The sequence below is a fragment of the Salinivibrio sp. MA351 genome (assembly GCF_001996065.1).
Classification (GTDB): domain Bacteria; phylum Pseudomonadota; class Gammaproteobacteria; order Enterobacterales; family Vibrionaceae; genus Salinivibrio; species Salinivibrio costicola.
Map to the genome: position 1 here is coordinate 59,359 of NZ_MUFG01000017.1, position 21,895 is coordinate 81,253.

General features: G+C 48.2%; 23 protein-coding genes. 17 read left to right on the forward strand and 6 right to left on the reverse strand.

All coding sequences use genetic code 11. The annotated features are described in order from the left end of the window. Position 1 precedes the first annotated feature (1 nt). The 12 genes from folX (at position 2) to BZG78_RS10240 (ending at position 10,736) form a co-directional block, all read left to right on the forward strand. A complete protein-coding gene (gene folX / locus BZG78_RS10180) occupies positions 2–367 on the forward strand; it encodes a dihydroneopterin triphosphate 2'-epimerase (protein ID WP_077486620.1) in 366 nt (121 codons plus the stop codon). Positions 368–479: 112 nt separating this feature from the next. Then, positions 480–1,019, forward strand: coding sequence for a cytochrome b (locus BZG78_RS10185; RefSeq protein ID WP_077461382.1), 540 nt, complete (start codon positions 480–482; stop codon positions 1,017–1,019). After that, on the forward strand, positions 1,016–1,585 hold the full coding sequence (locus tag BZG78_RS10190; protein ID WP_077576931.1) for a YceI family protein: 570 nt from the start codon (positions 1,016–1,018) through the stop codon (positions 1,583–1,585). Before BZG78_RS10185 ends, BZG78_RS10190 begins: the two co-directional genes overlap by 4 nt. 131 nt (positions 1,586–1,716) lie before the next feature. Beyond that, positions 1,717–2,400 (forward strand): HAD family hydrolase, encoded by a 684-nt coding sequence (locus BZG78_RS10195; RefSeq protein WP_077461384.1) that lies wholly within the window; start codon positions 1,717–1,719, stop codon positions 2,398–2,400. Between the two features lie 154 nt (positions 2,401–2,554). After that, entirely contained in the window at positions 2,555–3,457 is a 903-nt protein-coding gene (locus BZG78_RS10200; protein ID WP_077661129.1) for a metal ABC transporter substrate-binding protein, read from the forward strand. Beyond that, entirely contained in the window at positions 3,444–4,325 is an 882-nt protein-coding gene (locus BZG78_RS10205) for an ATP-binding cassette domain-containing protein (RefSeq protein WP_077661130.1), read from the forward strand. The genes BZG78_RS10200 and BZG78_RS10205 overlap by 14 nt, the downstream gene beginning before the upstream one ends. Beyond that, positions 4,322–5,167, forward strand: a complete 846-nt coding sequence (locus BZG78_RS10210; protein ID WP_077661131.1) for a metal ABC transporter permease — start codon at positions 4,322–4,324, stop codon at positions 5,165–5,167. The genes BZG78_RS10205 and BZG78_RS10210 overlap by 4 nt, the downstream gene beginning before the upstream one ends. Further along, entirely contained in the window at positions 5,164–6,045 is an 882-nt protein-coding gene (locus tag BZG78_RS10215) for a metal ABC transporter permease (protein WP_077461388.1), read from the forward strand. Before BZG78_RS10210 ends, BZG78_RS10215 begins: the two co-directional genes overlap by 4 nt. Before the next feature lie 483 nt (positions 6,046–6,528). Further along, positions 6,529–6,738, forward strand: coding sequence for a hypothetical protein (locus tag BZG78_RS10220; protein ID WP_077661132.1), 210 nt, complete (start codon positions 6,529–6,531; stop codon positions 6,736–6,738). A gap of 182 nt (positions 6,739–6,920) precedes the next feature. Continuing rightward, on the forward strand, positions 6,921–7,601 hold the full coding sequence (locus BZG78_RS10225; RefSeq protein ID WP_077661133.1) for a hypothetical protein: 681 nt from the start codon (positions 6,921–6,923) through the stop codon (positions 7,599–7,601). A gap of 920 nt (positions 7,602–8,521) precedes the next feature. Next, positions 8,522–9,466 carry a UvrD-helicase domain-containing protein gene (locus BZG78_RS10235; protein ID WP_199877187.1) on the forward strand — a complete coding sequence of 315 codons (945 nt, stop codon included), beginning with the start codon at positions 8,522–8,524 and terminating at the stop codon, positions 9,464–9,466. 46 nt (positions 9,467–9,512) lie between these two features. After that, entirely contained in the window at positions 9,513–10,736 is a 1,224-nt protein-coding gene (locus BZG78_RS10240; protein WP_077661136.1) for a hypothetical protein, read from the forward strand. A 78-nt stretch (positions 10,737–10,814) separates the two neighbouring features. Here BZG78_RS10240 and BZG78_RS10245 read toward each other — a convergent pair whose 3' ends face one another. Next, entirely contained in the window at positions 10,815–11,714 is a 900-nt protein-coding gene (locus BZG78_RS10245) for a LysR family transcriptional regulator (protein ID WP_077661137.1), read from the reverse strand. Positions 11,715–11,843: 129 nt separating this feature from the next. Here BZG78_RS10245 and BZG78_RS10250 point away from each other — a divergent pair, with 129 nt between their 5' ends. From BZG78_RS10250 to pcp, 4 genes are all read left to right on the forward strand, one after another. After that, complete coding sequence (locus tag BZG78_RS10250; protein WP_077461392.1) at positions 11,844–12,272, forward strand: CidA/LrgA family protein; 429 nt, start codon at positions 11,844–11,846, stop codon at positions 12,270–12,272. A gap of 6 nt (positions 12,273–12,278) precedes the next feature. After that, the gene (locus tag BZG78_RS10255; protein WP_077661153.1) at positions 12,279–12,989 is read left to right on the forward strand and encodes an LrgB family protein; all 711 of its coding nucleotides are present in this window, start codon (positions 12,279–12,281) and stop codon (positions 12,987–12,989) included. Between the two features lie 133 nt (positions 12,990–13,122). Beyond that, positions 13,123–14,262, forward strand: coding sequence for a peptide-methionine (R)-S-oxide reductase MsrB (msrB, locus tag BZG78_RS10260; protein WP_077661138.1), 1,140 nt, complete (start codon positions 13,123–13,125; stop codon positions 14,260–14,262). Between the two features lie 87 nt (positions 14,263–14,349). Continuing rightward, positions 14,350–14,994 carry a pyroglutamyl-peptidase I gene (gene pcp / locus BZG78_RS10265; RefSeq protein ID WP_077661139.1) on the forward strand — a complete coding sequence of 215 codons (645 nt, stop codon included), beginning with the start codon at positions 14,350–14,352 and terminating at the stop codon, positions 14,992–14,994. A gap of 92 nt (positions 14,995–15,086) precedes the next feature. Here pcp and BZG78_RS10270 read toward each other — a convergent pair whose 3' ends face one another. The 3 genes from BZG78_RS10270 to BZG78_RS10280 all read right to left on the reverse strand — a co-directional run bounded on the left by BZG78_RS10270 (position 15,087) and on the right by BZG78_RS10280 (position 17,037). After that, positions 15,087–15,818, reverse strand: a complete 732-nt coding sequence (locus tag BZG78_RS10270; RefSeq protein ID WP_077661140.1) for a GMP synthase — start codon at positions 15,816–15,818, stop codon at positions 15,087–15,089. A 65-nt stretch (positions 15,819–15,883) separates the two neighbouring features. Further along, positions 15,884–16,615, reverse strand: a complete 732-nt coding sequence (locus BZG78_RS10275; RefSeq protein ID WP_077661154.1) for a lipoate--protein ligase — start codon at positions 16,613–16,615, stop codon at positions 15,884–15,886. Positions 16,616–16,653: 38 nt separating this feature from the next. Beyond that, a complete protein-coding gene (locus tag BZG78_RS10280) occupies positions 16,654–17,037 on the reverse strand; it encodes a cytochrome b562 (RefSeq protein ID WP_021024242.1) in 384 nt (127 codons plus the stop codon). 166 nt (positions 17,038–17,203) lie between these two features. Here BZG78_RS10280 and BZG78_RS10285 point away from each other — a divergent pair, with 166 nt between their 5' ends. Next, on the forward strand, positions 17,204–17,971 hold the full coding sequence (locus BZG78_RS10285; protein WP_077661141.1) for a siderophore-interacting protein: 768 nt from the start codon (positions 17,204–17,206) through the stop codon (positions 17,969–17,971). A 108-nt stretch (positions 17,972–18,079) separates the two neighbouring features. Here the strand turns inward: BZG78_RS10285 and BZG78_RS10290 are convergent, their stop codons facing one another. Both BZG78_RS10290 and BZG78_RS10295 read right to left on the reverse strand, forming a co-directional pair. Continuing rightward, positions 18,080–20,239, reverse strand: a complete 2,160-nt coding sequence (locus BZG78_RS10290) for a S9 family peptidase (RefSeq protein WP_077661142.1) — start codon at positions 20,237–20,239, stop codon at positions 18,080–18,082. 254 nt (positions 20,240–20,493) lie between these two features. Further along, positions 20,494–21,843, reverse strand: coding sequence for an alpha-amylase family protein (locus BZG78_RS10295; protein ID WP_077661143.1), 1,350 nt, complete (start codon positions 21,841–21,843; stop codon positions 20,494–20,496). Positions 21,844–21,895: the final 52 nt, after the last annotated feature.

A 21,895-nucleotide genomic window follows, 5' to 3' on the forward strand; every position in this document is an offset into this window, starting at 1 on the left:
TATGAACGACGCTGTGATTAAAATAACCAACCTGCGCCTACGTACTTACATTGGGTTTAATCCTGACGAGCAGGAGAAAAAACAAGACGTAGTCATCAATGTCGAGATTCATTATCCAGGCCACAAGGCGTGTGAAGAAGACAACGTTGATGATGCACTCAATTACAAAGATATAACCAAAGCGATTATTGACTATGTTGAGAACGGACGTTTTCTCTTACTCGAAAAGCTGGTTGCGGGTGTTTTAGAGATTACACGTGATCATCACTGGGTGCGCTACGCACAAGTGACCATTGATAAGCCGCATGCACTCAGATTTGCCGACTCTGTCTCATTAAGCCTAAGCTGGACCGCTAACGAGTCGTAACACCGCACAGAGTTCGTTAGAATTATTCGAACATCATGTTCAAGGTGAACAGCTTCTATATTGCCGTTCACCTTATATACTGTGTTGGATTAGTAATTGGGAGCGGGAACAAATGACACCGAAAAATAGCTACGATCGCGTTATGCGTACGCTACACTGGCTATCGAGTCTCGTTATCGTTGGCCTTTTCGCTGTCGGATTGTGGATGGTCGACTTGAGCTACTACAGTAGTTGGTATCAAACTGCGCCACACTGGCACAAATCGATAGGCATATTACTGGCGATAACGACTGTTGGTCGACTTGTGTGGAAAGCAACACACACTATGCCCACCGTTGAAGGTAAGGCTTGGGAACGTAAAGCGGCAACAGCAGGCCATCATACTATTTACCTGCTCCTTGCCACACTGTTTGTCTCTGGATACTTGATCTCAACCTCAGACGGACGCGGGATTGAAGTATTCACCTGGTTTACCGTGCCGAGCGCAGGGGAGCTGTTTCCCAATCAATCAGACATTGCTGGCGATATACACTACTACGTCGCCATCACCTTGATTGTGTTAGCAGCAGGCCATGCCATTATGGCACTTAAACACCATTTTAAAGATAAAGACAATACGTTACGGAAGATGATCGGAGGAAACCCGAAATGAAAAAACTCATGTTAGCCATGGGAATGAGCGCCGCGACACTCTTATCTGGGCCTGCACTGGCAGACACTTATATGATTGACACCAAAGGCGCACATGCCTCGGTCAACTTCAAAGTGCCACACCTAGGTTACAGCTTTACCAAAGGTCGTTTTAATACGTTTGACGGCCAATTTGAATTCGACCCAGATAACATTGGCGCATCAAGTGTGTCGGTGACGATTGATACAACCAGTATTGATTCTAACCATGCTGAGCGTGATAAGCACATTCGTAGCGGTGACTTCTTGGATGTAGGCGAATATGGCCAAGCGTCCTTTGAAAGCACCAACGTAACCGACAACGGCGACGGCTCGATGACCATTACAGGCGATCTCACTTTGCATGGCCAAACTAAGCCAATTGAAATCGACGCTGAACTCGTCGGTCACGGTGAAGATCCTTGGGGCAACTACCGCGCTGGCTTTATGGGTAACACCCGCCTGGAGCTAGAAGACTTTGGTATTCCCACTATGGGCCCTGCCACATACGTTGATATGGAGCTGCACGTAGAAGGCATTCGCCAGTAACTTGCTAGACTCAGTAAACTAAAAAAGCCTTGGCCACATGCCAAGGCTTTTTTGTCGCATCAACACTGAAACCTTTTCGTCATAGTCTCTAGTTACGATGGCGGCAATAATACAGAAAAATTAGTTTAGCTATGACATTACCTATTAACATTGCATTCTTCGACTTAGACGAAACCTTGGTCGCTACCGACACCAAACAAGCGTGGCTGGAATACCTTTGCCAGTGCAATCTCGCCCCGCAAAACGTGGTCGAGCAAGAGAAGCGGGCGTATTTGGATTTTAAAAAAGGCCGCATCAACCTTGAGCAATATATGCAAGTGCAGCTGATCCCGGTCAAAGGAAAATCGATTCAAACCGTGGCTGCTTGGGCCACCGACTTTATCGATCAGCACGTCGCTCCCGTGGTGGTACCACAAGCATTAGCGCGTATCGAGTGGCATCGCAACCGCGGCGATCACTGTGTGTTAGTTTCCAACACCGCCGCCCACCTAGCGCGTCCGATTGGCAAACTGCTCAAACTCGATACCGTGATTGCGATTGAGCTTGAAACATTAAATGGCGTATATACGGGCAGCATATCGCATTGCGTGCGTGATTATCGTGGCAAGCACGACTACATGCAGGCATGGCTATCTGACCGTCATGACACTGTCGGCCACACATATGGTTACAGTGACTCGCACTGGGATGTCCCCTTGCTTGAGCAAGTCGACAGCGCCTTTGCCGTCAATCCCGACCCGCACTTAAGCCTGCACGCGCAGAAGAAAGATTGGACCATTATGGAATGGGCTCGCTACGACACCATTCGTGATTAGTAAAAGATCACAGGAAACGTGACGACAGGGCGCCTCGTGTGCCCTTTTTACCAACACCCACTTGAGAATGATTATCATAACCGTTATCTTTAAAGTATGATCGGCTGGCGATATCGCGCCGTAGTCACATGCATAATGAACGAGATTAACGCTTATGAGAAAACACCTGCTAATTATTGCGGCGCTCTTGCTCTCTCCGATGGCGCACGCCGACCAATTAAAACACGCGGACAAGTTAAAAGTGGTGACCAGCTTTACCATTCTCGCGGATATGGCTGGCAACGTAGCGGGCGAGCATGCCGAGGTAGTGTCGCTCACTAAACCCGGCGCTGAGATCCACAATTACCAACCCACTCCAGGAGATATTCTGCGCGCGCAAGATGCGGATGTGGTGATGTGGAACGGATTAGGCTTAGAGCGCTGGTTCGAACGTTTTTTCCAGCACATTGATAAGGTACCGAATGTGATCCTATCTGACGGAGTGGCGCCAATTGTGATTGCCTCAGGCCCGTATCGTGGCAAACCCAACCCGCACGCGTGGATGTCCCCTTCTGATGCAATGCAATACGTTGATAACATTGCGCAAGCCCTGATTAAATACGACCCTGCCAATCAAGCTCATTATCAAGCCAATGCCAAGGCCTACAAGGCAAAAWTTCAAGCTGTGTTCGCTCGTGCGCAAGACGCGCTATCCGCTGTCCCCGAATCCCAGCGTTGGCTAGTAAGCAGTGAAGGCGCTTTTTCCTATCTGGCGCGAGATTTGAACCTCAACGAAGCCTATTTATGGCCGATTAACGCTGAGCGWCAGGGCACACCACAACAAGTTCGCGCGCTGATTGATACCGTACGAGAACACCAAGTGCGTGCCGTGTTCTCCGAAAGCACCGTGTCTGATGCGCCCGCCAAACAAGTCGCCGCCGAAACCGACGCGCGCCATGGCGGCATTTTATATGTCGATTCGCTCAGTCAAGCTGACGGACCGGTGCCTGATTATCTATCCTTACTGACAGTGACCACAGAAACCGTCTTAGCGGGGTTGCGCCATGACGCACTATGATTTAACCGATGGCACGCCCAGTGTGTTAGATGTCAACGAGGTGCGTGTCGTCTATCGAAACGGCCTGTGTGCCCTTGAGCACGCTAGCTTCTCGCTGCCAGCGCAAACCATCACTGCCTTGGTGGGTGCCAATGGCAGCGGCAAATCCACCTTATTTAAAGCGATCATGGGGTTTGTGAATCCCGGCAGTGGCAGCATTGCGGTGAACGGCACTCCCATTAAGCAAGCGCAAAAAGCAGGCTTGGTCGCTTATGTGCCTCAATCCGAAGAAATCGATTGGTCATTCCCCGTGTTAGTAAAAGATGTAGTGATGATGGGCCGCTACGGCAAGATGTCATTTATGCGTCGCCCCAAAGCGGCGGATCATCAAGCGGTGGATGAAGCTTTAGCCCGGGTTGGTATGACAGCCTTTCGCCAGCGCCAAATTGGTGAACTGTCCGGCGGACAGAAAAAGCGCGTCTTTCTTGCCCGCGCTCTGGCTCAGCACAGCCCGCTGATTTTACTGGATGAGCCCTTTACTGGTGTAGATGTCACCAGTGAAGAGTCCATTATGCGTTTGTTGCTCGAGCTCAAAGACGAAGGCAAAACCATTTTAATTGCCACCCATAACCTTGGCACCGTGCCCGACTTTTGCGATCGCACCGTGCTGGTCAATCGCGCCGTGGTGGCAGGCGGGCATACCGAAAATGTGTTTACCACCGAGAACCTCAGCGCCATTTTTGGCGGCAAACTGCGCCAGTATGTGATGCCCAGTGAGAAACTCCACCAAGACGCCGATCCGCGCGAGCTGTCAGTCATTTCCGACGATGAACGACCCTTGGTGGTGTATGGCAAGCGCGAACAAAGCGCGCAGGAGCGGCGCGAATGAGCTTACTCGATCCTCTCGCCTATCAATACATGCAAAAAGCATTGCTGGTCACCACCTTGATTGGCGGCGTGTGCGGCTTGCTCTCGGCTTTTTTGATGCTCAAAGGTTGGTCGCTGATGGGTGATGCCCTCTCCCATGCGATTGTACCGGGCGTTGCCGGCGCTTATATGCTGGGCTTGCCCTTTTCACTCGGCGCCTTTGTTGCCGGCGGTATGGCCGCGAGTGTGATGCTGTTTTTGCACCAACGTAGCCAGATAAAACAAGATGCGATCATCGGTTTAATCTTCTCGAGCTTTTTCGCCTTCGGCCTCTTTTTGGTATCGATTTCGCCCGTCGCGGTCGATATTCAACAAATAATGCTAGGCAACTTGCTCGCCATTGCCCCACTCGATGCGGTGCAAATGCTGATCATTGCCTTGGTCAGCCTCACCGTACTGGCGGTGAAATGGCGTGATTTTATGCTGACTTTTTTCGATGAAAGCCACGCCCGCTGCATTGGTTTACCTGTGGTGGGGCTCAAGGTGCTGTTTTTTGCGCTGCTCAGTGCTTGCACCATGGCGGCACTTAAAAGTGTCGGTGCCTTTTTGGTGATTTGCTTAGTAATTGCCCCCGGCGCCACCGCCTATTTACTGAGCGATCGCTTCGGGCCCGTGTTGGTACTGAGCGGTTTCATCGGCATACTCACCTCGCTATTTGGGGTGTATATCAGCTATTTCGCTAACCTTAACGCCGGCGCACTGATTGTGTTGGCCCAAGTGGGACTCTTCTTAGCTGCCTTTGTGTTTGGCCCCAAACACGGGATCCTCGCGCGGCGCGCCAAACGTCAGGAGGCACTGCAATGAATCCGTATCAACTGACTTTTATGCAAGATGCGCTGCTCATGGCCGTCTTGGTGGCACTACCCTGCGCGCTGCTTTCATGCTATTTGGTGTTAAAAGGCTGGTCATTGATTGGCGATGCCGTGGCACACGCGGTGCTGCCGGGATTGGTGCTAGCAAACTTGTTTGGCCTGCCGCTGATTGTCGGCGCCTTTGCTGCGGGCTCCGCATGCGCCACCAGTGTGCATTGGCTCAAACAAAATAGCCGTGTGAAAGAAGACACCTTACTGGGGATTGTGTTTTCTGGCTTTTTCGCGCTGGGGCTGATTTTGCAAGGCCAGTTCCCGTCTGATTTGCACCTTGATCATATTCTATTTGGCAACCTGTTGGGGATTAACCACCAACAGCTGCTCACCGCCGCCATTACCGGCTTAGTCGTGCTTGCGCTAGTGCTGCTTAAAGGGCGAGATTTAATGCTGCTCTCGTTCGACCCTGCACAAGCCAGCGTGCTTGGGCTACCAGTGCAAAAGCTTCACTGGCTCCTACTCTCGGTGATGATTGCCACCATTGTGGCGGGGTTACATGCTGTGGGGATTATCTTAGTGGTGGCGATGTTGATTGCACCGGGCGTCACCGCCTTTATGCTCAGCAAACAATTTAGCCGCATGTTATGGATTGCCTGTGCAATTGCCTTAGTCACCGCCGTGGGCGGCGTCACTCTGTCGTTTTACCTCGACAGCGCACCAGGCCCGACCATTGTATTGCTACTCACAGGCTGTTTTGTGGTGACCTTTGCATGGCAACAATATCAAATCCACCGCAACCAAAAGCGCCCGCAACCGACGCGCCAAACCACAAAAGCAACGCGCTCTGCCACCACCCATTCAGCGCAATCGCACTGATCGACATCGACGGGCACAGCCGCATCCCAACCAGAGCAGTGCGCGAAACAGAGCCATAGCCCTAATCGCGCACCGCCCCACCAAAACGATTCGCCTTGTATTCTAACCAACTTCTTGTACCCATCTCACAAAACATGGCTTACCTAACACTTTGGACAATAGCGCACGAAAATCAAAGCAGCCCTTGATAGACTAATCTCAAATCTGCCAACTCAATGGCGTGTTAGGCGCCGACAACTAGCTGGCGGTAGCATGGCAAGAACACAGGCTGGTTAAAAGCGTCGATTAGTCATGTGGTTACAGCTTAACGCTTGGGGATAGTGTGAATACACGAATAGGGATAGGCTACATGCGCGATTTTGCGGAAAAGCGATAGGCATGATAGGCGATAAAACCTTATATTTCATCTTGTTATATCGATAATAGCGCGTATGACGGTTTTGGGGAATAGTGCATGCGCATTAATAAAATGTTAAGTATCCTATGACCATAGAAATAATTTTTAAGAAAACGAACGGCGTCTGTATAGCTATAGCATTAGATGAGAATGGGGCTGAAATAGATAGAATTTCAGCTCTTTCTAAGCCCAATGCTAAAAAGCTATTGGAAAGTAAGTTGGGCATCAAAAATTCAACGCCAAGTCTTGAAAATCAAAAAAAAGCAAAAAAGACAAAGGTAAGAGTAAGAGTGTAATGACTGGGCTCACAAATATCACAACAGTAAGAAACTGGGGAAATACAAAATAAATCAATACTTAACAAGGCCAAACACAGTCGCGCAACGCTAAAAATACATTGCACTGGACGGCCTACATTACGTTTCGGCCACCCATGTTGGCGGCCTTAGGACAACGAGATTCGCACAAGGAAATAAATATGAGTCAAGAGCAAGCTGCTCAGAAAGAGCAAAGAGGTGACGAAGAAAGTGTCACTGATATTAATGGTTTAGAAAATGAATCGTCACCAGATAGCGGTGAGGATTCACCTGCTCAAATTAGGCAATCTATATACTTCGACAGTGAAAAGTATAAGCAAGAAGCAGCTGAACGAAGAAAGCGTATGTACCTTTTGGTAACCTTTACGTTTGCCTTTATGGTGCTAGTTATGGCTTCCGTAACAAACCCAGGAATCTACAAAATAGACCCCGAAACACTCATCACTATAAATCAAGCATTTAATGCTATTGTTTTGCTCGCCATTCCATTCTTACTTGGCTCTATTGGAGCAGTAGCCAGAATTCTTATGTCAGGACTATTGATGGTTCATAGTGGAACCTTAGTTATTTCCTCGGGGTTGATGGCCATGTTTTCTTGGGTCGGTATAAAAAGCGGGGTGTTATTAGCCATAGTAGCTCCCCATTTGGAAGACAAAGGAGTAAGCACTTCAATAACTGCTCAGGCCCCAAGTGATTTTTACACCATGGCGCTTGTTGCGATATTAGTAGGTATGTTTTCAACAAACCTATACCTTTTCATTAACCAAAGGGTTGAGTACCTTACGCAGCAGGCAAGTCACTCCTCCAAAAGCCCTAACACGAAAAGCCAGTCGGACGCATAAATGTGCCGCTGCCTTTGGCGTTATATAGCAATTGTAGAAATCTAACAGGTGTCAGGTTTATCTACTTATTATTGTGGTGAAAATTATTTTTCATACTTCAAGGGATTAAATGAACAGTATAATACATCCTTACTTTTTCTTAATCAACACTGATGAACAGGAAAAAATATTAAGCAACCTTGATCATAGTACTCATGAACAGTTACTTCTTCTCGGTGTAAAGCTGTTGGGCTTAGATGAAAGAGTTTTAACTCAGGCGAAAGAYAAAGAGCAAGTTTCCGAACTTATTTATCATATATCAAACTTATGCTCATTAGAAAAGTCGTTATCAAACAAAGTCATTTTATCTATTTTAGATAGTGAAAATTTAACGGTTAGCATGCCTGCCGATGAGATAGAAAAGGTTGAAGGATCCGCTAAGAAATCATTAGCGTCTAAAAAGACGCACTCAACTAATATAAGAAAGTTAAAAATCAAACCAAACAAAGAGCAAGAAAATATAGTTAATAATTGTCACCATGGTATTCAAGTTGATGCTTTTGCTGGTTCGGGAAAATCCACGGTCTCAAAGTTGATTATAGATGAGCTTGGTGATAAAAATTCTATCTACACGGCATTTTTGAAAGAGAATATAAATGATGCAAAATCAAAGATAACTGACAACGCATATACTCAAGACTCTCTAGCATGTAAATTTGCACTAGAAAATGCTCCGTTTAAGGATATATTCACTCNGATTTGATATTGGTTCTAAAAAGGTAAAACAACATGGTGTAGCAAAGTTAATAAATGACACAATATCGGCGTATTGTATTTCATGTAACATGACGATACTAGATTCGCATGTTCCTCCTCAAGTTACACTGCCTGAATCACGTCAGAAACTATTAAAATGGGCTAGGTGTTATTGGGATTACTTGATGTCAGGAAGAGCCACATCTGAACATGCAACTACATTTCATCACTTAATGAAGTATTGGTCACTATCACCATTTATAAGTATGAGCGATGAATATGAAAACATTATTATTGATGAGGCGCAAGACATAAATGGTGCTTTTTATAAAGTAATAAAAAATCATGATGACCGCAATTTAATTGTAATTGGTGATGCCTATCAACAGCTGTTTAAGTGGCGTGGAGCAATTAATTCCATGGGACTTTTCGAAAAGGAAAAATATCCTTTAACCACTAGCTATAGGTTTGGCAATGCTATTGCTAATTGCTCAAATAACATTCTTTCACGCCATAGTGTGCCACCAACACATACGTTAGTAGGGCAAAATAACATCAAGTCTAAAGTTACATTTTATGATGATGACAGATGTTTACCTAATCTTCCGGGAGCTATTTTAACTAGAACACGTAGTAAAATCATTACAATTGCAGATGAAGAGCTTAGTCTTGGTAATAAAATACATATAAAAACAGAAATAGGCCTGTTAAAGTTTGTTGTAAAAAACATAGTTTACCTTGCAAATGATGAGGTTGACAAGGTCACTCATCCATATTTAGCAAAATTACCTAGCTTTAGATTCTTAGAAAGTGAGCTGGAGGACACACCAGAACCAGATGTTTATTTTGGATTAAAACTATACGAAAAATATAAAAGTAACGTCATCGATGTAATTGAACGGATAGAACAGAATAATTCTCCTATACATGAAGCCACTAAGATAATATCTACGACTCACTCAATTAAAGGACAGGAATGGGATAGTATAGTTATTGCATCAGACTATTCCTATATTCTAGACAATGAAAATGTGGATTTGGACAGTGAGCTTTCTGTTCTATATGTTGCAATTACAAGAGCGAAAGAGGCTGTATACATACCATGTAAGTTAAAAAAGTACTTTGATTAATACCTAAAGCCATATAATGTAGACGTAAGTTTCTTCAGAGGTTTGAATGAAATACTACCAAGATACAGAGACGGGGAAGATTTGGGCATTCGACGATCATGTGGATCAAAGTTCTTACCAAAATCGTAATGTCCCAAAGACACTTGTCGAAAATGTTAAGGACAGGCCTAGCGAAGATTTTTATTGGCATAATGCTGACTGGGTTCATACGAGAGATCTCCCTGATGACTACAAAGAGCCTGTATCTAGCGTTCCTATTTATAATCCTGCATGGATAACGTTTTTGTTTCCTGTCGGAACTTTCATCTGGCCTGATGAAAAGCCACATCTTGATATATCTTTGGATCAGGTAAACTCAAATAGCTACCAAGGTTCAATGTTTCAAGAGCTTGCGACAACAATTAAGCTTTCCAACTCAGATCTTCCTGCATTAATTACCTATGACGGATCACTAGCCCTGCCTATGTGTTCGGAATTTCCAGACGCAAGTGTAGCCCTGAACACCATAAATAATATTGAGGGCGCAATTTTTCTAGGAGGGATAAAATTGAGTCCGACAAGTCATAGAACTATAGAATGTAGGAGCTTGTCGGAAGTAGATCAGAAAGTTCATTCTAATATTGTGTCTGCACACAATAGATTTCGAACCAACTCAGCAGCACTATCTGAACGAATTGTCCTCTGCCACCCTAACTATATCAAGATCTCTGACTTTAAACATTCTTACTCGGTCGGGATGCAGGTTATAAACCATATTAATAATCTTTCACCAAATTTTTTAGTAAAAGGTCACAATGCTTTGGTTGCATGGGACTTGTCAGATTCCTTAAGTAACTTATGGATTTCAGTTGAACAATTAACTAGCTACTTGTGGGAAAGTAACATCACATCAAGCACTAATGCTTTGGAAAACTCTATTTCCATCGAATACTCTCGGCTCAAACGGCAAGGAAAAGACTGGAAGGTATCCGAAAGACATGCTCTGCTCCAAAAAGCAGGGTATATTTCAAAATCTGACTTTGATGTGCTTGGCAATGCTCGGAGAAAAAGAAATAAGCTCGCTCATGATGGTTCTCTACCTGAATTTGAAGTTGTTGAGCGCTTATGGTTCACCTTGATTTCATTGATAGAAGAGCATAGCAAAGTTTCTCTTCAAAGGTTACGGCAATGTACATCTATGGGTCATGGAAAATTCAATAGACACTTTCCACCGGTTTTTTCTGAAGAAGCCTATATTAGCAGAGCAAAGTTCCCAGAGTGGCCAAAGTAAAAATGAAACTAACAATCGACTGCACGACGGCCGATTTTTCGCCAGTGTTTGGCGGCGTTGTGGATCAAAGCACTGAGTCTATCGATGCGCCTCTGTCGACTGGCACAATTGCATCCAGGCCTCGGCGGTGCGTGAGACATAGCGCTCGCCGTGCCAGACTAACCCCAGCTGCCATTCAATCGCCGGGCTTATCGGTTTCACTAGTAATAACTCACTGTCTTCCAAGCTGGCGCTGAGGCGCTGGCACAAGGGCGCGGGTAAGAACGCCACCCCAGCACCACTTTTCACTAAGGCGGCTAAAAAATCCCACTGACTGCTACGCGCGGCAATGGTGGGCTGATAACCATGCTCTTCACAGCGGGCAATAATCCGATCGCTTAAGGTAAATTCAGCGCTATACAGATAAAACGGCTCGTCTTTGACTGCCTGCCACGTCAGGCTTTTTTGCGCACGCCACGCGGCTTGATTAGGCAGCACAGCATAGATGGGGTGAGTTTGTAAGGGTAAGCTTTGCAAGCACTCAGGCTGGGTGTCGGTGAGCATAGTGATTGCCACATCAATCTCGCCATTGATTAGCGCTTGTTCGGTGCGCCGCCCCCCGTATTCGACAATACTGAGCGCGACATTTGGGTAGCGTTGGCGGTATTCACGCAGCACATTGGCATACAGCGGCCCTATCATCGGTGGCATTCCCAATCTAAGCTGGCCGCGCGCCAATTGGTTAAGATCGTCGAGCTCGGTATTTAGCTGCTCGAACTCAGCAATAATGCTCTGCGCGCGCTGATACACCACCTCTCCAGCATCGGTTAGCCAAAACCGCCTTCCCTCTCGGTGCAACAGTGGCTGACCCACATCTTGCTCAAGGTTACGCACCATTTTACTGATTGTCGGTTGCGTCACATGCAACGACGCCGATGCGGCAGTAAAGCTCTGCTTTTCCACCAAAGCAATAAAATAGCGCAACGCACGAATATCCATAAACGGCCCTTAAAAGCTAATCGTCAATCATGCCATTTTGGCATAGTTTAAATAAAAAAAAGTCACTTTATTCACTCTCTGCCAAGACGTAAACTATGATCTATCTCACAGATTATTGGCACGCCTTCGATGCAATTGATTAAAAACGCCTTACTTACCCTACTACAAGTCTTTGTCCTTGCTGGCATTTGGTTTTTGTCTGATTGGTTGGTCACCACCTTTGCTATTCCACTACCGGCCAACCTCACCGGTATGTTGCTGTTGTTAGGCGCATTAATGTTGAAAATTGTCCGTGCCGATTGGTTGCGCCGCGGGGCAGCGTGGCTGTTAGCCGAGATGTTGCTGTTTTTTGTGCCGGCGGTGGTGGCGGTGGTCAATTACCAAGATTTATTGCTGCAAGAAGGCGGTAAGATCATGGTTGTACTGATTTTAAGTACCGCGATGGTGATTGCGTCAACCGCTTGGGTGGTCGATAAAGTGTATCGTTTTGAGGTTAAAATGGCGCGCCGCCGCAGTAACCACCACGCGCACCACCCTGATCTAAAACCGGAGTGCTAAGCCATGATGTCTGCCTTACCGACTTGGCTTCATGCCTCGCTATTGAGCATTACCTGCTTTTTAATGACCCTTGGCTTCTATTACATGAGCAAATGGCTGTATCGCCGCCACCCCTCCATTCTGGTGATGCCATTGTTGCTCGCGCCCTTGCTGATTGTCGCGGTGGTGGTTGGGTTTAAGATCCCGTATCAAGACTACATGGCGCAATCTTACTGGCTGCTTTGGCTGCTGGGCCCAGCGACCGTGGCGTTTGCGATCCCTGTGTATGATAACCGCGCGCTCATCCGCCGCCATTGGTTATCCCTGTCAATCGGTGTCACTGTGTCGGTGCTGGTCGCGATTACCAGTACTGTAGTGTTAGCGCGGGTGTTTGAGCTGTCTGAACTGCTGCAACGCAGTTTGGCGATGCGCTCAATTACTACCCCTTTTGCCGTGGAAGCCACCAAAGCGATTGGCGGACAAAGCGATCTCACCGCGCTGTTTGTGGTTCTCACTGGCGTAATTGGGATGGCAATCGGTGAAAGTATTTTGACCGTGATTGCGATTCGATCACGCTTGGGACGCGGCGCCAGTTTGGGTGCATCGGCCCACGGTGCCGGTACCGCTAAAGCGTATCAAATTGGTCACGAAGAAGGAGTAGTATCTAGCGTGGTGATGATGATTGCCGGCATGGTCACTGTGTTACTTGCACCTGTGTTAGGCCAGTTGCTTTGGTGATCCTAACCGCTTTATTGATCCTTGTATGACTTTGTACGCTATCTATTGCTATCAATAAAAAATGAGTGAGTTGATGAAAGTTTCTGCGTAGTAAGCAGGTCTTACACGGACAAACTCTGATAACGAGGCAATAATGAAACAGCGTAAGTCAATTTGGCGAGTCATCGCGTTCACAGTATTCAGTTTGCTATCGATAGCAAGTTATGCGGCGGTGAAAGATACCGCCACTACAGACCAAGGCTACCAAAAAGCGACCCTTGCCGGCGGTTGCTTTTGGTGTACAGAATCTGATCTTGAAAAGCTCGACGGCGTGATTGATGTGGTGTCTGGCTACTCAGGCGGTGAGCTTGAAAATCCAACCTATAAAGAGGTCTCGTCCGGCACCAGCGGGCATATCGAGGTAATTGATGTCACCTACGATCCCAACTTGGTGAGTTATGAGCAGGTGTTAGACCAGTTCTTCCGTCATATTGACCCCACCGATGACCAAGGCTCGTTCGTTGACCGCGGCCCGCAGTATCGCCCCGCGATCTTTTATCGATCTGAAACGCAAAAACAAATTGCTGCCGATTTTATGGCGGAAATTGACGCGTTAGGCGTGTTCATAAAGCCGCTCAAAACCGAGTTGATCCCATTCGAGAAATTCTGGCCAGCAGAAAGTTATCATCAGGATTATTATAAAAACCACAGCGTACGTTACAGCTATTATCGCTACGCATCGGGTCGCGATCAGTATCTGGACGAGATTTTTGGTGACGATCGCAAAGACAACCCGGTCACCTTGCGAGAAATGATCGATGCGCAAAAAGCGGAGGATAAGACATCAACGAATAACCGCTACTCGCGCCCCTCGGATGAAAAAATCCGCGCGATGTTGTCAGACATAGAGTACGAAGTCACCCAAGAAGATGGCACTGAACCCGCGTTCCAAAACCCGTATTGGGACAACAGGCAAGTCGGTATTTATGTCGATATCGTTTCGGGCGAGCCGCTGTTCTCCTCCACCCATAAATACAAATCCGGTACCGGCTGGCCAAGCTTTACGCAGCCCATCGATAAGCAGTATGTGGTTACCAAACCGGACAACTCGCTGTTTTTCAGTCGCACCGAGGTGCGTAGTAAGGTGGCGGATTCGCACCTTGGCCATGTGTTTGAGGATGGTCCCGCACCCACCGGCTTGCGTTATTGTATGAACTCAGCCGCAATGCGCTTTGTGCCCGTCGATAAAATGGCCGAGGCAGGTTATGAGAATTACCTCTACCTGTTTGAATAAATCTTCCTTTGCGTACGTCCTTTGCGTGATTGGCTTGGAAACCTGCGGTAGAGTACAGCCCTACCGCTTTTTTACGCGAGGCATTGGATGCACACGATATTGATAACCGGATTTGAACCCTTCGGCGGCGAGAGTGACAATCCATCTTGGCAAGTGGCACAAGCATTAGAAGGCTGGCAGCCCAATGAGGAGTGCATCGTTAAAGCCGTGCGCCTGCCCTGCACCTTTGACGATAGCTTACCGACGTTACACAGCGCGCTAGAATCACTCAGTCCGGTGATGGTGATCGCCCTTGGCCAAGCCGGTGGCCGCGCCGAGATAAGCTTAGAGAAGGTAGCGATCAATTATCAGAACGCGCCCATCCCGGACAACGCCGGTAAGCAGCCGCATGGCACGCCGGTGGTGCCATCTGGGCCCAACGCCTATTTTTCTACCTTACCCCTCAACCGTTTAGTGAACGCATTAAACGAAGCCCATCATCCTACCAGTATGTCTTACACCGCGGGCACCTTTGTGTGTAACCACGTGTTTTATGGCTTGATGCATGCGCTGGCTCATCACACCGAGGTACGCGCCGGCTTTATTCATATTCCCTACAGCCCAGCACAAGCGTGCAAACACCGCGCCCCGAGCATGCCGGTGGGTGATGTGGTAGCAGCGATGAAGATAGCTATTGAGTTGAGTTTATTGGATGATGATGCCACTACCGTGTGTGAAGGCATGTTGCACTAACACGCGTTAGATGGCGCTCAGACGATGAAGCTCAAACAATGACGCCTAGCAGCGGAGCACAGTTACGGTTACCGTGCTCCTAACCTAATCGCTTAAAACAGCCACTCAGTGACGAGATCGTTGTCGGTCAGCACGCTATCGAGAAAGGCAAACAAATGCGCATTCATCGGTGCCGTATCAAAGGCGCGAATGGAGGCAGGGTCTTGAATAAAGCGCTTGTTAGCGACCTCGCCCTCTGGATAGGCGGCGTGCAATAAGCCTTCAACCGCCAGAGGTGTCAATTCAAGGTGGCATTGAAAGCCATATACCCGTGGTCCGTACTTCACGATCTGGCGCGGACAGCCTTCGCTGCTAGCCAGTACACGACTATTGGGTGTCAGCCCCGGCATATCATGGTGCCAATGGCCCACAATTTCTTGTGGGGCAAAATGCGGCATATGTTCATCAATATGGCCATCTTCAGTTAACTGGATGGGGAAATAGCCAATCTCAGGCTCGGGGCTTTTCTGATACGACGCGCCCAATGCCTCACCAATCAGTTGCGCGCCGAGGCAAATCCCTAATACTGCACTGCCTTGTTCAATGCACTGGTTTATAAGTGCTTGCTCGCGCGGGCTATCAAAATGTGGGCATTCCGACTGTGGCGTATCTGGACTTTGCGGCCCGCCGAGTACCACCAGCAGATCAATTCCTTCACCGGTTTCCGGCAACGGCTCGCCCCGATACAAATGACTGGTGGTCACATGATAGGCACGCTCGTCACACCAATCTAAAATGGCTCCCGGGCCTTCAAACGCCTCGTGAATAACAAGATGGACGCGCATTCCTCACTCCTTGGGATTTATTTTAGGCATGACAGTGCTAAAGCATACTATATTGAGCCGCGGCCTCAAGCCTTGCCCACGACAAGCGGTGGTCGCGCCATAAACGCTTGAGTCAACAACTGAAACAACTGTTCGATTGTCGGCAGTTCATCTAGGCGCGCAGCTAATGAGGTATGCACCTCGGCCTCAATGCGATCGGAGTGACCACAAAGCCGATTACACAGCGATACAGGTGCAACAATATGTTGGCAATCGGCATCAATCAGCAGGCAAGCCTGCGCCAGCATTACGGTTTGTTTGCCTGCACCCACACCTAAATGCAGAATACGCTGGGCAGTTCCCACCACTTTTTTGCCGGCAATATTGAGGTTGTAGTCACCATCACAATACGATCCGGGCGTATCACCCACCGTGGTCGCAATGCCTAACTGATGGAAAAAAGACTGTAAAATGGTGCAAAAATACTGGTAAGCCGTCTGGATATGATACGGCGTGTTAGCCGGCCACACCGTCAGATAAGACACGTTAATCACGCCGGGCAGTTGCGGCACCGGCGCGCCGCCAGTCCGTCGGCTCTGTACGTGCCACCCTAACGACGATAATGCGCGGCGTAATTCAGGGGTTTGTGGCCATTTTTGGCCCGCCGGCAGCACCAAGGTTTGGGCGTCTGGCTGCCAAAGCAGTAATGCCTCGTTGAGCTCGCCCTGCTCTATCCGACGGATCAGCGCCTGCTCTTTATCGAACGCAGACGCCACCGACAGCGAGGGATAACGCAAAATCGTTTTTTGAGTCGCCATCATGCACCTGCTGTCGTTATATTCCTATTATTCGGCTGTTAACCGAACAAACGCTGCCAAATGCTTGGGTTGCGTTTGTCGTGATACTCTTCACGCAAGGCATCGATTTGGCGCATGCCCTGTTGTGCCTTATCGAGGTCGCCTTCGCTCAGCGCGGCATCAATTCCCTCTACCGTCACCGCCAGTTTATCGAACCCTTCCATGAAGGTCTCTGCTTTTTCCGGTGGATAGCTGCCCGCTTTGGCTTGCGCGATCAGGGTTTCCAGTTTAGCGACCGGTGCTTGCATCGCTTCGATGCTTTGTGCGCTCGCCGCCTCTTTGAAGGTCATTTTCATTTCTTTCATGATCGGCTTGAGCTCAGAGGCTGAGACATTCAGCGATAGCAACACCGCCACCGCGCCCATAAGTATGACTTTCTTCATTTTTGCTCCATGTGATTGTTTTTTAGTAATAATAATACGCCATTATATTACTCACTTCTCACGGTATTGCCTAGCTAAGAAGCGTAAAACAATGTAAAGCACTTACACATCTCGCATCCAGATGGTATGATTAATTGTAAATGATAATGATTTTAAGTCAGAAAATATGAAACAGCCTAGCTATCACCTCACGCACGTTATTGATACCCAAACCATCACACCCAATATGCAACGCTTGACCTTACAAAGCGACGCTTTCGCGGCGTTCCCCGCTGACTGTGAAGGCGGCTACATCAAGTTACTGTTTGATAAAGCGGGCAGCACGGATCTGAGCGGAGTAGCAGAAGGTGAGCGCCCTGTGATGCGCACCTATACCATTCGCCGTTTTATGCCTGGCCAGCAGCAAATTGAAGTGGATATGGTTCGCCACCAAATCGAGCAAGCCGACTGTGGCTTTGCCGCACGCTGGGCGCTGAATGCCCAAGTGGGCGATACCATTAATATTGCCGGCCCTGGAACGATTGCACCGATTAATCGCGACGCGGATTGGTTCTTTATGGTTGCCGACATGACCGCGTTGCCGGCACTATCAGCTAAGATCAAAACCTTGCCTCGCGATGCCAAAGGCTATGCGGTGATCCAGCTCGATACCGCAGAGGATGCCCAACCACTCGACGCCCCCGCAGGCATGGAGATCATTTGGCTAACTACCCCGACGTTGGCTGAGACGGTGAAAGCACAGCCTTGGTTAGCCGGGCAAGTGTCGGTATGGTGTGCCTGTGAATTTGAAAGCATGCGCGCACTGCGCCAATACTTCCGCAACGATCGTGATGTTGAGCGCGAGTTTATCTACATCAGCAGCTATTGGAAAAATGGCGTGACTGAAGAAGGCCACAAAGTGATCAAGCGCGAAGATGCGGAGAATAATCAGTAGGCCTAAACACCTTTTTTCACCTGCAGTGAGCGTGCTTATCGCGTCTCTACCCGCATAAAAAAAGCGCCGATATCGGCGCTTTTCTCGTTTAAGGGGGTTACCCTTTGATTATTTTGCTTGCTTATCGAGCAAGTCGAAGAAGAAGGCATATTCCAATGCATCTTCTTTAATCCGCTTAAAGCGCCCCGATGCGCCGCCGTGGCCGGCTTCCATGTCGGTTTTAAACACCAGCGTATGGTTGTCGGTTTTCAGCTCACGCAGTTTCGCGACCCATTTCATCGGCTCAAAGTACTGCACTTGTGAGTCATGCAAGCCTGTAGTGACTAACAAGTTAGGATAATCTTGCGCGCTGACATTGTCGTACGGTGAATAGCTGAGCATATATTCATAGTAGGTTTTGTCATTCGGGTTGCCCCACTCATCATACTCGTTAGTGGTCAGTGGAATCGACTCATCCAGCATGGTGGTAACGATATCCACAAATGGCACATGCGCTGCCACCCCTAAATATAACTCTGGCGCTTGGTTGATGATCGCCCCCATTAGCAAGCCACCGGCTGAGCCGCCGACCGCAAACACCTTGTCTTTATCGCCGTAGCCTTGCGCGGTCAGCGCTTTAGTCACATCAATAAAGTCGTTAAAAGTGTTCTTTTTGGTAAGCTTTTTACCGTCGTCATACCAAGGGCGTCCTAGCATTTCAGAACCGCGAATATGCGCAATCGCAAACACAAAGCCGCGATCCAACAGGCTTAAACGCGTGGTGGAGAACGTGGGCTCCATGGTGGCGCCGTATGAGCCGTAACCGTATTGATAAATCGGGTTGGTACCATCTTTTTTGAAGCGGTCTTTACGATACACCAAAGACACAGGCACCTGCGCACCATCACGCGCGGTGATCATCACCCGCTCTGACTGGTAGTTATCCGGATTAAACTCACCCAGCACTTGGTTTTGTTTGAGCATTTCACGCTCGCCCGACGCCAAATCAAACTCGTAGTAGGTGCCCGGTGTGGTCAAGCTGGTGTAGTATACGCGCACCGCAGAATTGTCCATTTCCGCATTGCCGGTCAGGTAAGACGCATAGGCCGAATCATCAAACTGTAACGGATATTCATCACCGTTAATCAGGTTTTGCACCGTGGTACGCGGCAAGCCATTTTCGCGCTGCTCGTACACTAGATGGTTGTCGAACAGGGTGAAATCAACCAACTGCACCTTATCATTTGGCGCGATCACATCTTGCCATTGGCTGCGATCGTCACGCTCGCTTTGGTGTACCTTCATCAAGCGGAAGTTGACTGCTTGGTAGTTGGTATAGATGTAATACCACTCGCCACGCTTCGCCACTTCATATTCTATGCCGGTTTCTCGCGGATAAAACGCTTGGGCAGTAGCATTCGGATCATTGGCATCCACGAGCGATACGCCGCTGGTTTCGGTGCTGGCGTGCCAAATAAAGATTTGCTCACCGTCTTTGCTTTTGCTCAAGCCAGTGTAGTAGCTGCTATCCGTTTCTTCGTAAATTAAATCATCAGCGGATTGCGGGGTCCCCAAACGGTGGCGATACACCTGATACCCTAGCAAGGTTTGCGGATCTTTTTTGATGTAGTAAAAGGCTTGGTTGTCGTTCTGCCACACAATGCTGCTCGAGGCGCCTTCAACCTTATCATCGAGGTACTCACCGGTAGTGAGGTCTTTAACTTGAATGGTATAAACGCGGCGGCTGAGGGTATCTTCTCCATACGCTAATAGGTTTTCGTTTGGACTGACGCTCAGTTGGCCAATGCTGTAAAACTCATGCCCTTTTGCGAGCGCGTTGACATCCAAAATCACCGTTTTGTCGGTGCCCGCAAAGTCTTTCGCGCGCACATAGGTGCGATATTCATCGTCGCCTTCCACTTCACTGGAATAGAAATAACTGCCTTTTTTGACGGGAACCGAGGCATCGTCTTTGACGATACGCCCTTTGATTTCATCGAATAGCTTAGCTTGCATTGGCTCAGTGTGTGCGAGCACCTGATCGGCGTAGGCGTTTTCTTGATTAAGATGGGCGATCACATCAGGATCTTGGCGTGCATCATCACGCATCCAATAGTAGTTATCCACGCGCGTGTCGCCGTGAATGGTCATTTCATGAGGGATTTTTTTCGCGACAGGCGCACTCAGTTCGCCTGGGCTGGAAGCTTTCACGTGTGACTCTCCTTGAAAACTGCACCCTGAGAGCAAGGACACCGCCAGTGCTCCGGTGAGTAAAATGTGTCGGGACATACTTTTCCTTCAGGTTTATTTAGCCATAACAGTAATTTAACAAACAAGCATCCTATTAATGACCTGAGGGCATCAAGCAAGTTCCAATAAACAATCTTCTTTTTATCGTTCGCCAAATGACTCACAGTCTAATGCGTCCTGAGTGCAAACATCATTGTTTTTAGCTTTAAACAGCAAATTACCGCGTTTTAGCCGTGTGGGGTTTAATCATCGACACCCACCGTAGGTGCAAAGAGCAACAGCTAGCAACAGCATTACGTCGGCACGAGCATCATCGCCGATTGGGCTGCAACATCAATATGTTGCCCGCTCGAGACCGTGACGCCCGTCAGCAGATCAGTCCAATCATTTTCCAGCGTCACTGGGAGTGATTGAGGATTGAGTGATTTATTTAACACCAATATTCCTGCCTCGCCCCGCTTTATCACCAACCGATCATCGGTCGCTTCTAAGACACGCATGGGCTCACCATGGGTCAAATTATGGAAGGCGATCATTTGCACCATCTTTGGATCTTTCCACGCATTTTGCCAGCGTGGTTGGCCGTCTTCCCCTTTGATACCACTGGGATCAAGATCGGTATAAATCAGTGGCACGCCACCATCACGCCCCAAGATATATGCGTAAGCCAGCCACTCGCTCGCTTCGTCCATCACCAAATCCAAGAAAACATCATTGTTGGGAATGTCATGGGTAATGGCAAAAGTAATTGCACGCCCTCGTGATAACGCTTGGCCAAAGCAGTAAGGGTCAATCAAGGATTTGAGGCTGCCTGGGTTGGAAAAAGCCTGATAAAGCGTTGAGAACAGCGGAAAGTCGTAGGCACCTAAACATGTTTCTTGTAAATAGGGAGCCAGAAAGAGTTCATACTCTTCTTTGCTTGCGCCACCGTCTGTGATGATTTCGCCAAAAATATGCGCATCATGGGTAATATCATCGGTCCACACGCGTTTGAGGTGCTCTAAGGTCATGTGCTTGGCCGCATCAATCCGAAAACCTTTCACGCCAATTACTTTTAACGCCTTAAGGTAGGCACGTTGCTGCGCTATCACATGATCACACACCCGCAGTGTCGGCAACCCCGGATCGCTAGGTCCGCCACTAATGCGCCCGTTTTGTACTTGCCAGGTGTCTTTCCAATCTTGTATGCCAAACGCATCGACGAAGTCCTGCTCAGTAAACAGTGGCTGAGATAAGTCGCCAAATAATGTCAGTTCGCGATAGCGTTCTTCATAGGTTTGATAGGTTGCCATCACAGTTTGGCTTGGATAATTCAAGTCAGTGCGGGCATGCGCCTCATTGGCCATATGATTGAAAACCACATCGACGTACGTAAACACACCAACACGGTTTAACGCTGCAACCATCGCTTTAAAATCCGTGGTGTTTCCGAGCGCATTTTCAATTACACGATAATCTTGCGGCTGGTACCTTAGCCACCAGCGTTCATCTTGCTCGCTTTTCATCGGAGGGGACACCAGCACCGAGCCATATCCTAGCGCGCTGATCTCCGCCGCGCGCTGTGCAATATCCGCGTACTTCCAATCAAAAGCATGCAAGATAACATTGGCTCCCATTGATTGGGTGTCTTGTAAGCCGTTCATATCTGTCTTCTCATCGCGTTTAGGCATCGACTGTGATCCCGTTGTTGATGGC

Bases quoted from the DNA above. Each gene is read 5' to 3' on its own strand.
- BZG78_RS10210 (WP_077661131.1), top strand. From the start codon at position 4,322: ATGAGCTTACTCGATCCTCTCGCCTATCAATACATGCAAAAAGCATTG.
- pcp (WP_077661139.1), top strand. From the start codon at position 14,350: ATGCACACGATATTGATAACCGGATTTGAACCCTTCGGCGGCGAGAGT.
- BZG78_RS10275 (WP_077661154.1), bottom strand. From the start codon at position 16,615: ATGGCGACTCAAAAAACGATTTTGCGTTATCCCTCGCTGTCGGTGGCG.
- folX (WP_077486620.1), top strand. From the start codon at position 2: ATGAACGACGCTGTGATTAAAATAACCAACCTGCGCCTACGTACTTAC.
- BZG78_RS10215 (WP_077461388.1), top strand. From the start codon at position 5,164: ATGAATCCGTATCAACTGACTTTTATGCAAGATGCGCTGCTCATGGCC.
- BZG78_RS10205 (WP_077661130.1), top strand. From the start codon at position 3,444: ATGACGCACTATGATTTAACCGATGGCACGCCCAGTGTGTTAGATGTC.
- BZG78_RS10295 (WP_077661143.1), bottom strand. From the start codon at position 21,843: ATGAACGGCTTACAAGACACCCAATCAATGGGAGCCAATGTTATCTTG.
- BZG78_RS10290 (WP_077661142.1), bottom strand. From the start codon at position 20,239: ATGTCCCGACACATTTTACTCACCGGAGCACTGGCGGTGTCCTTGCTC.
- BZG78_RS10220 (WP_077661132.1), top strand. From the start codon at position 6,529: ATGACCATAGAAATAATTTTTAAGAAAACGAACGGCGTCTGTATAGCT.
- BZG78_RS10240 (WP_077661136.1), top strand. From the start codon at position 9,513: ATGAAATACTACCAAGATACAGAGACGGGGAAGATTTGGGCATTCGAC.
- BZG78_RS10225 (WP_077661133.1), top strand. From the start codon at position 6,921: ATGAGTCAAGAGCAAGCTGCTCAGAAAGAGCAAAGAGGTGACGAAGAA.
- BZG78_RS10235 (WP_199877187.1), top strand. From the start codon at position 8,522: ATGTCAGGAAGAGCCACATCTGAACATGCAACTACATTTCATCACTTA.
- BZG78_RS10285 (WP_077661141.1), top strand. From the start codon at position 17,204: ATGAAACAGCCTAGCTATCACCTCACGCACGTTATTGATACCCAAACC.
- BZG78_RS10270 (WP_077661140.1), bottom strand. From the start codon at position 15,818: ATGCGCGTCCATCTTGTTATTCACGAGGCGTTTGAAGGCCCGGGAGCC.
- BZG78_RS10250 (WP_077461392.1), top strand. From the start codon at position 11,844: ATGCAATTGATTAAAAACGCCTTACTTACCCTACTACAAGTCTTTGTC.
- BZG78_RS10190 (WP_077576931.1), top strand. From the start codon at position 1,016: ATGAAAAAACTCATGTTAGCCATGGGAATGAGCGCCGCGACACTCTTA.
- msrB (WP_077661138.1), top strand. From the start codon at position 13,123: ATGAAACAGCGTAAGTCAATTTGGCGAGTCATCGCGTTCACAGTATTC.
- BZG78_RS10185 (WP_077461382.1), top strand. From the start codon at position 480: ATGACACCGAAAAATAGCTACGATCGCGTTATGCGTACGCTACACTGG.
- BZG78_RS10195 (WP_077461384.1), top strand. From the start codon at position 1,717: ATGACATTACCTATTAACATTGCATTCTTCGACTTAGACGAAACCTTG.
- BZG78_RS10245 (WP_077661137.1), bottom strand. From the start codon at position 11,714: ATGGATATTCGTGCGTTGCGCTATTTTATTGCTTTGGTGGAAAAGCAG.
- BZG78_RS10280 (WP_021024242.1), bottom strand. From the start codon at position 17,037: ATGAAGAAAGTCATACTTATGGGCGCGGTGGCGGTGTTGCTATCGCTG.
- BZG78_RS10255 (WP_077661153.1), top strand. From the start codon at position 12,279: ATGTCTGCCTTACCGACTTGGCTTCATGCCTCGCTATTGAGCATTACC.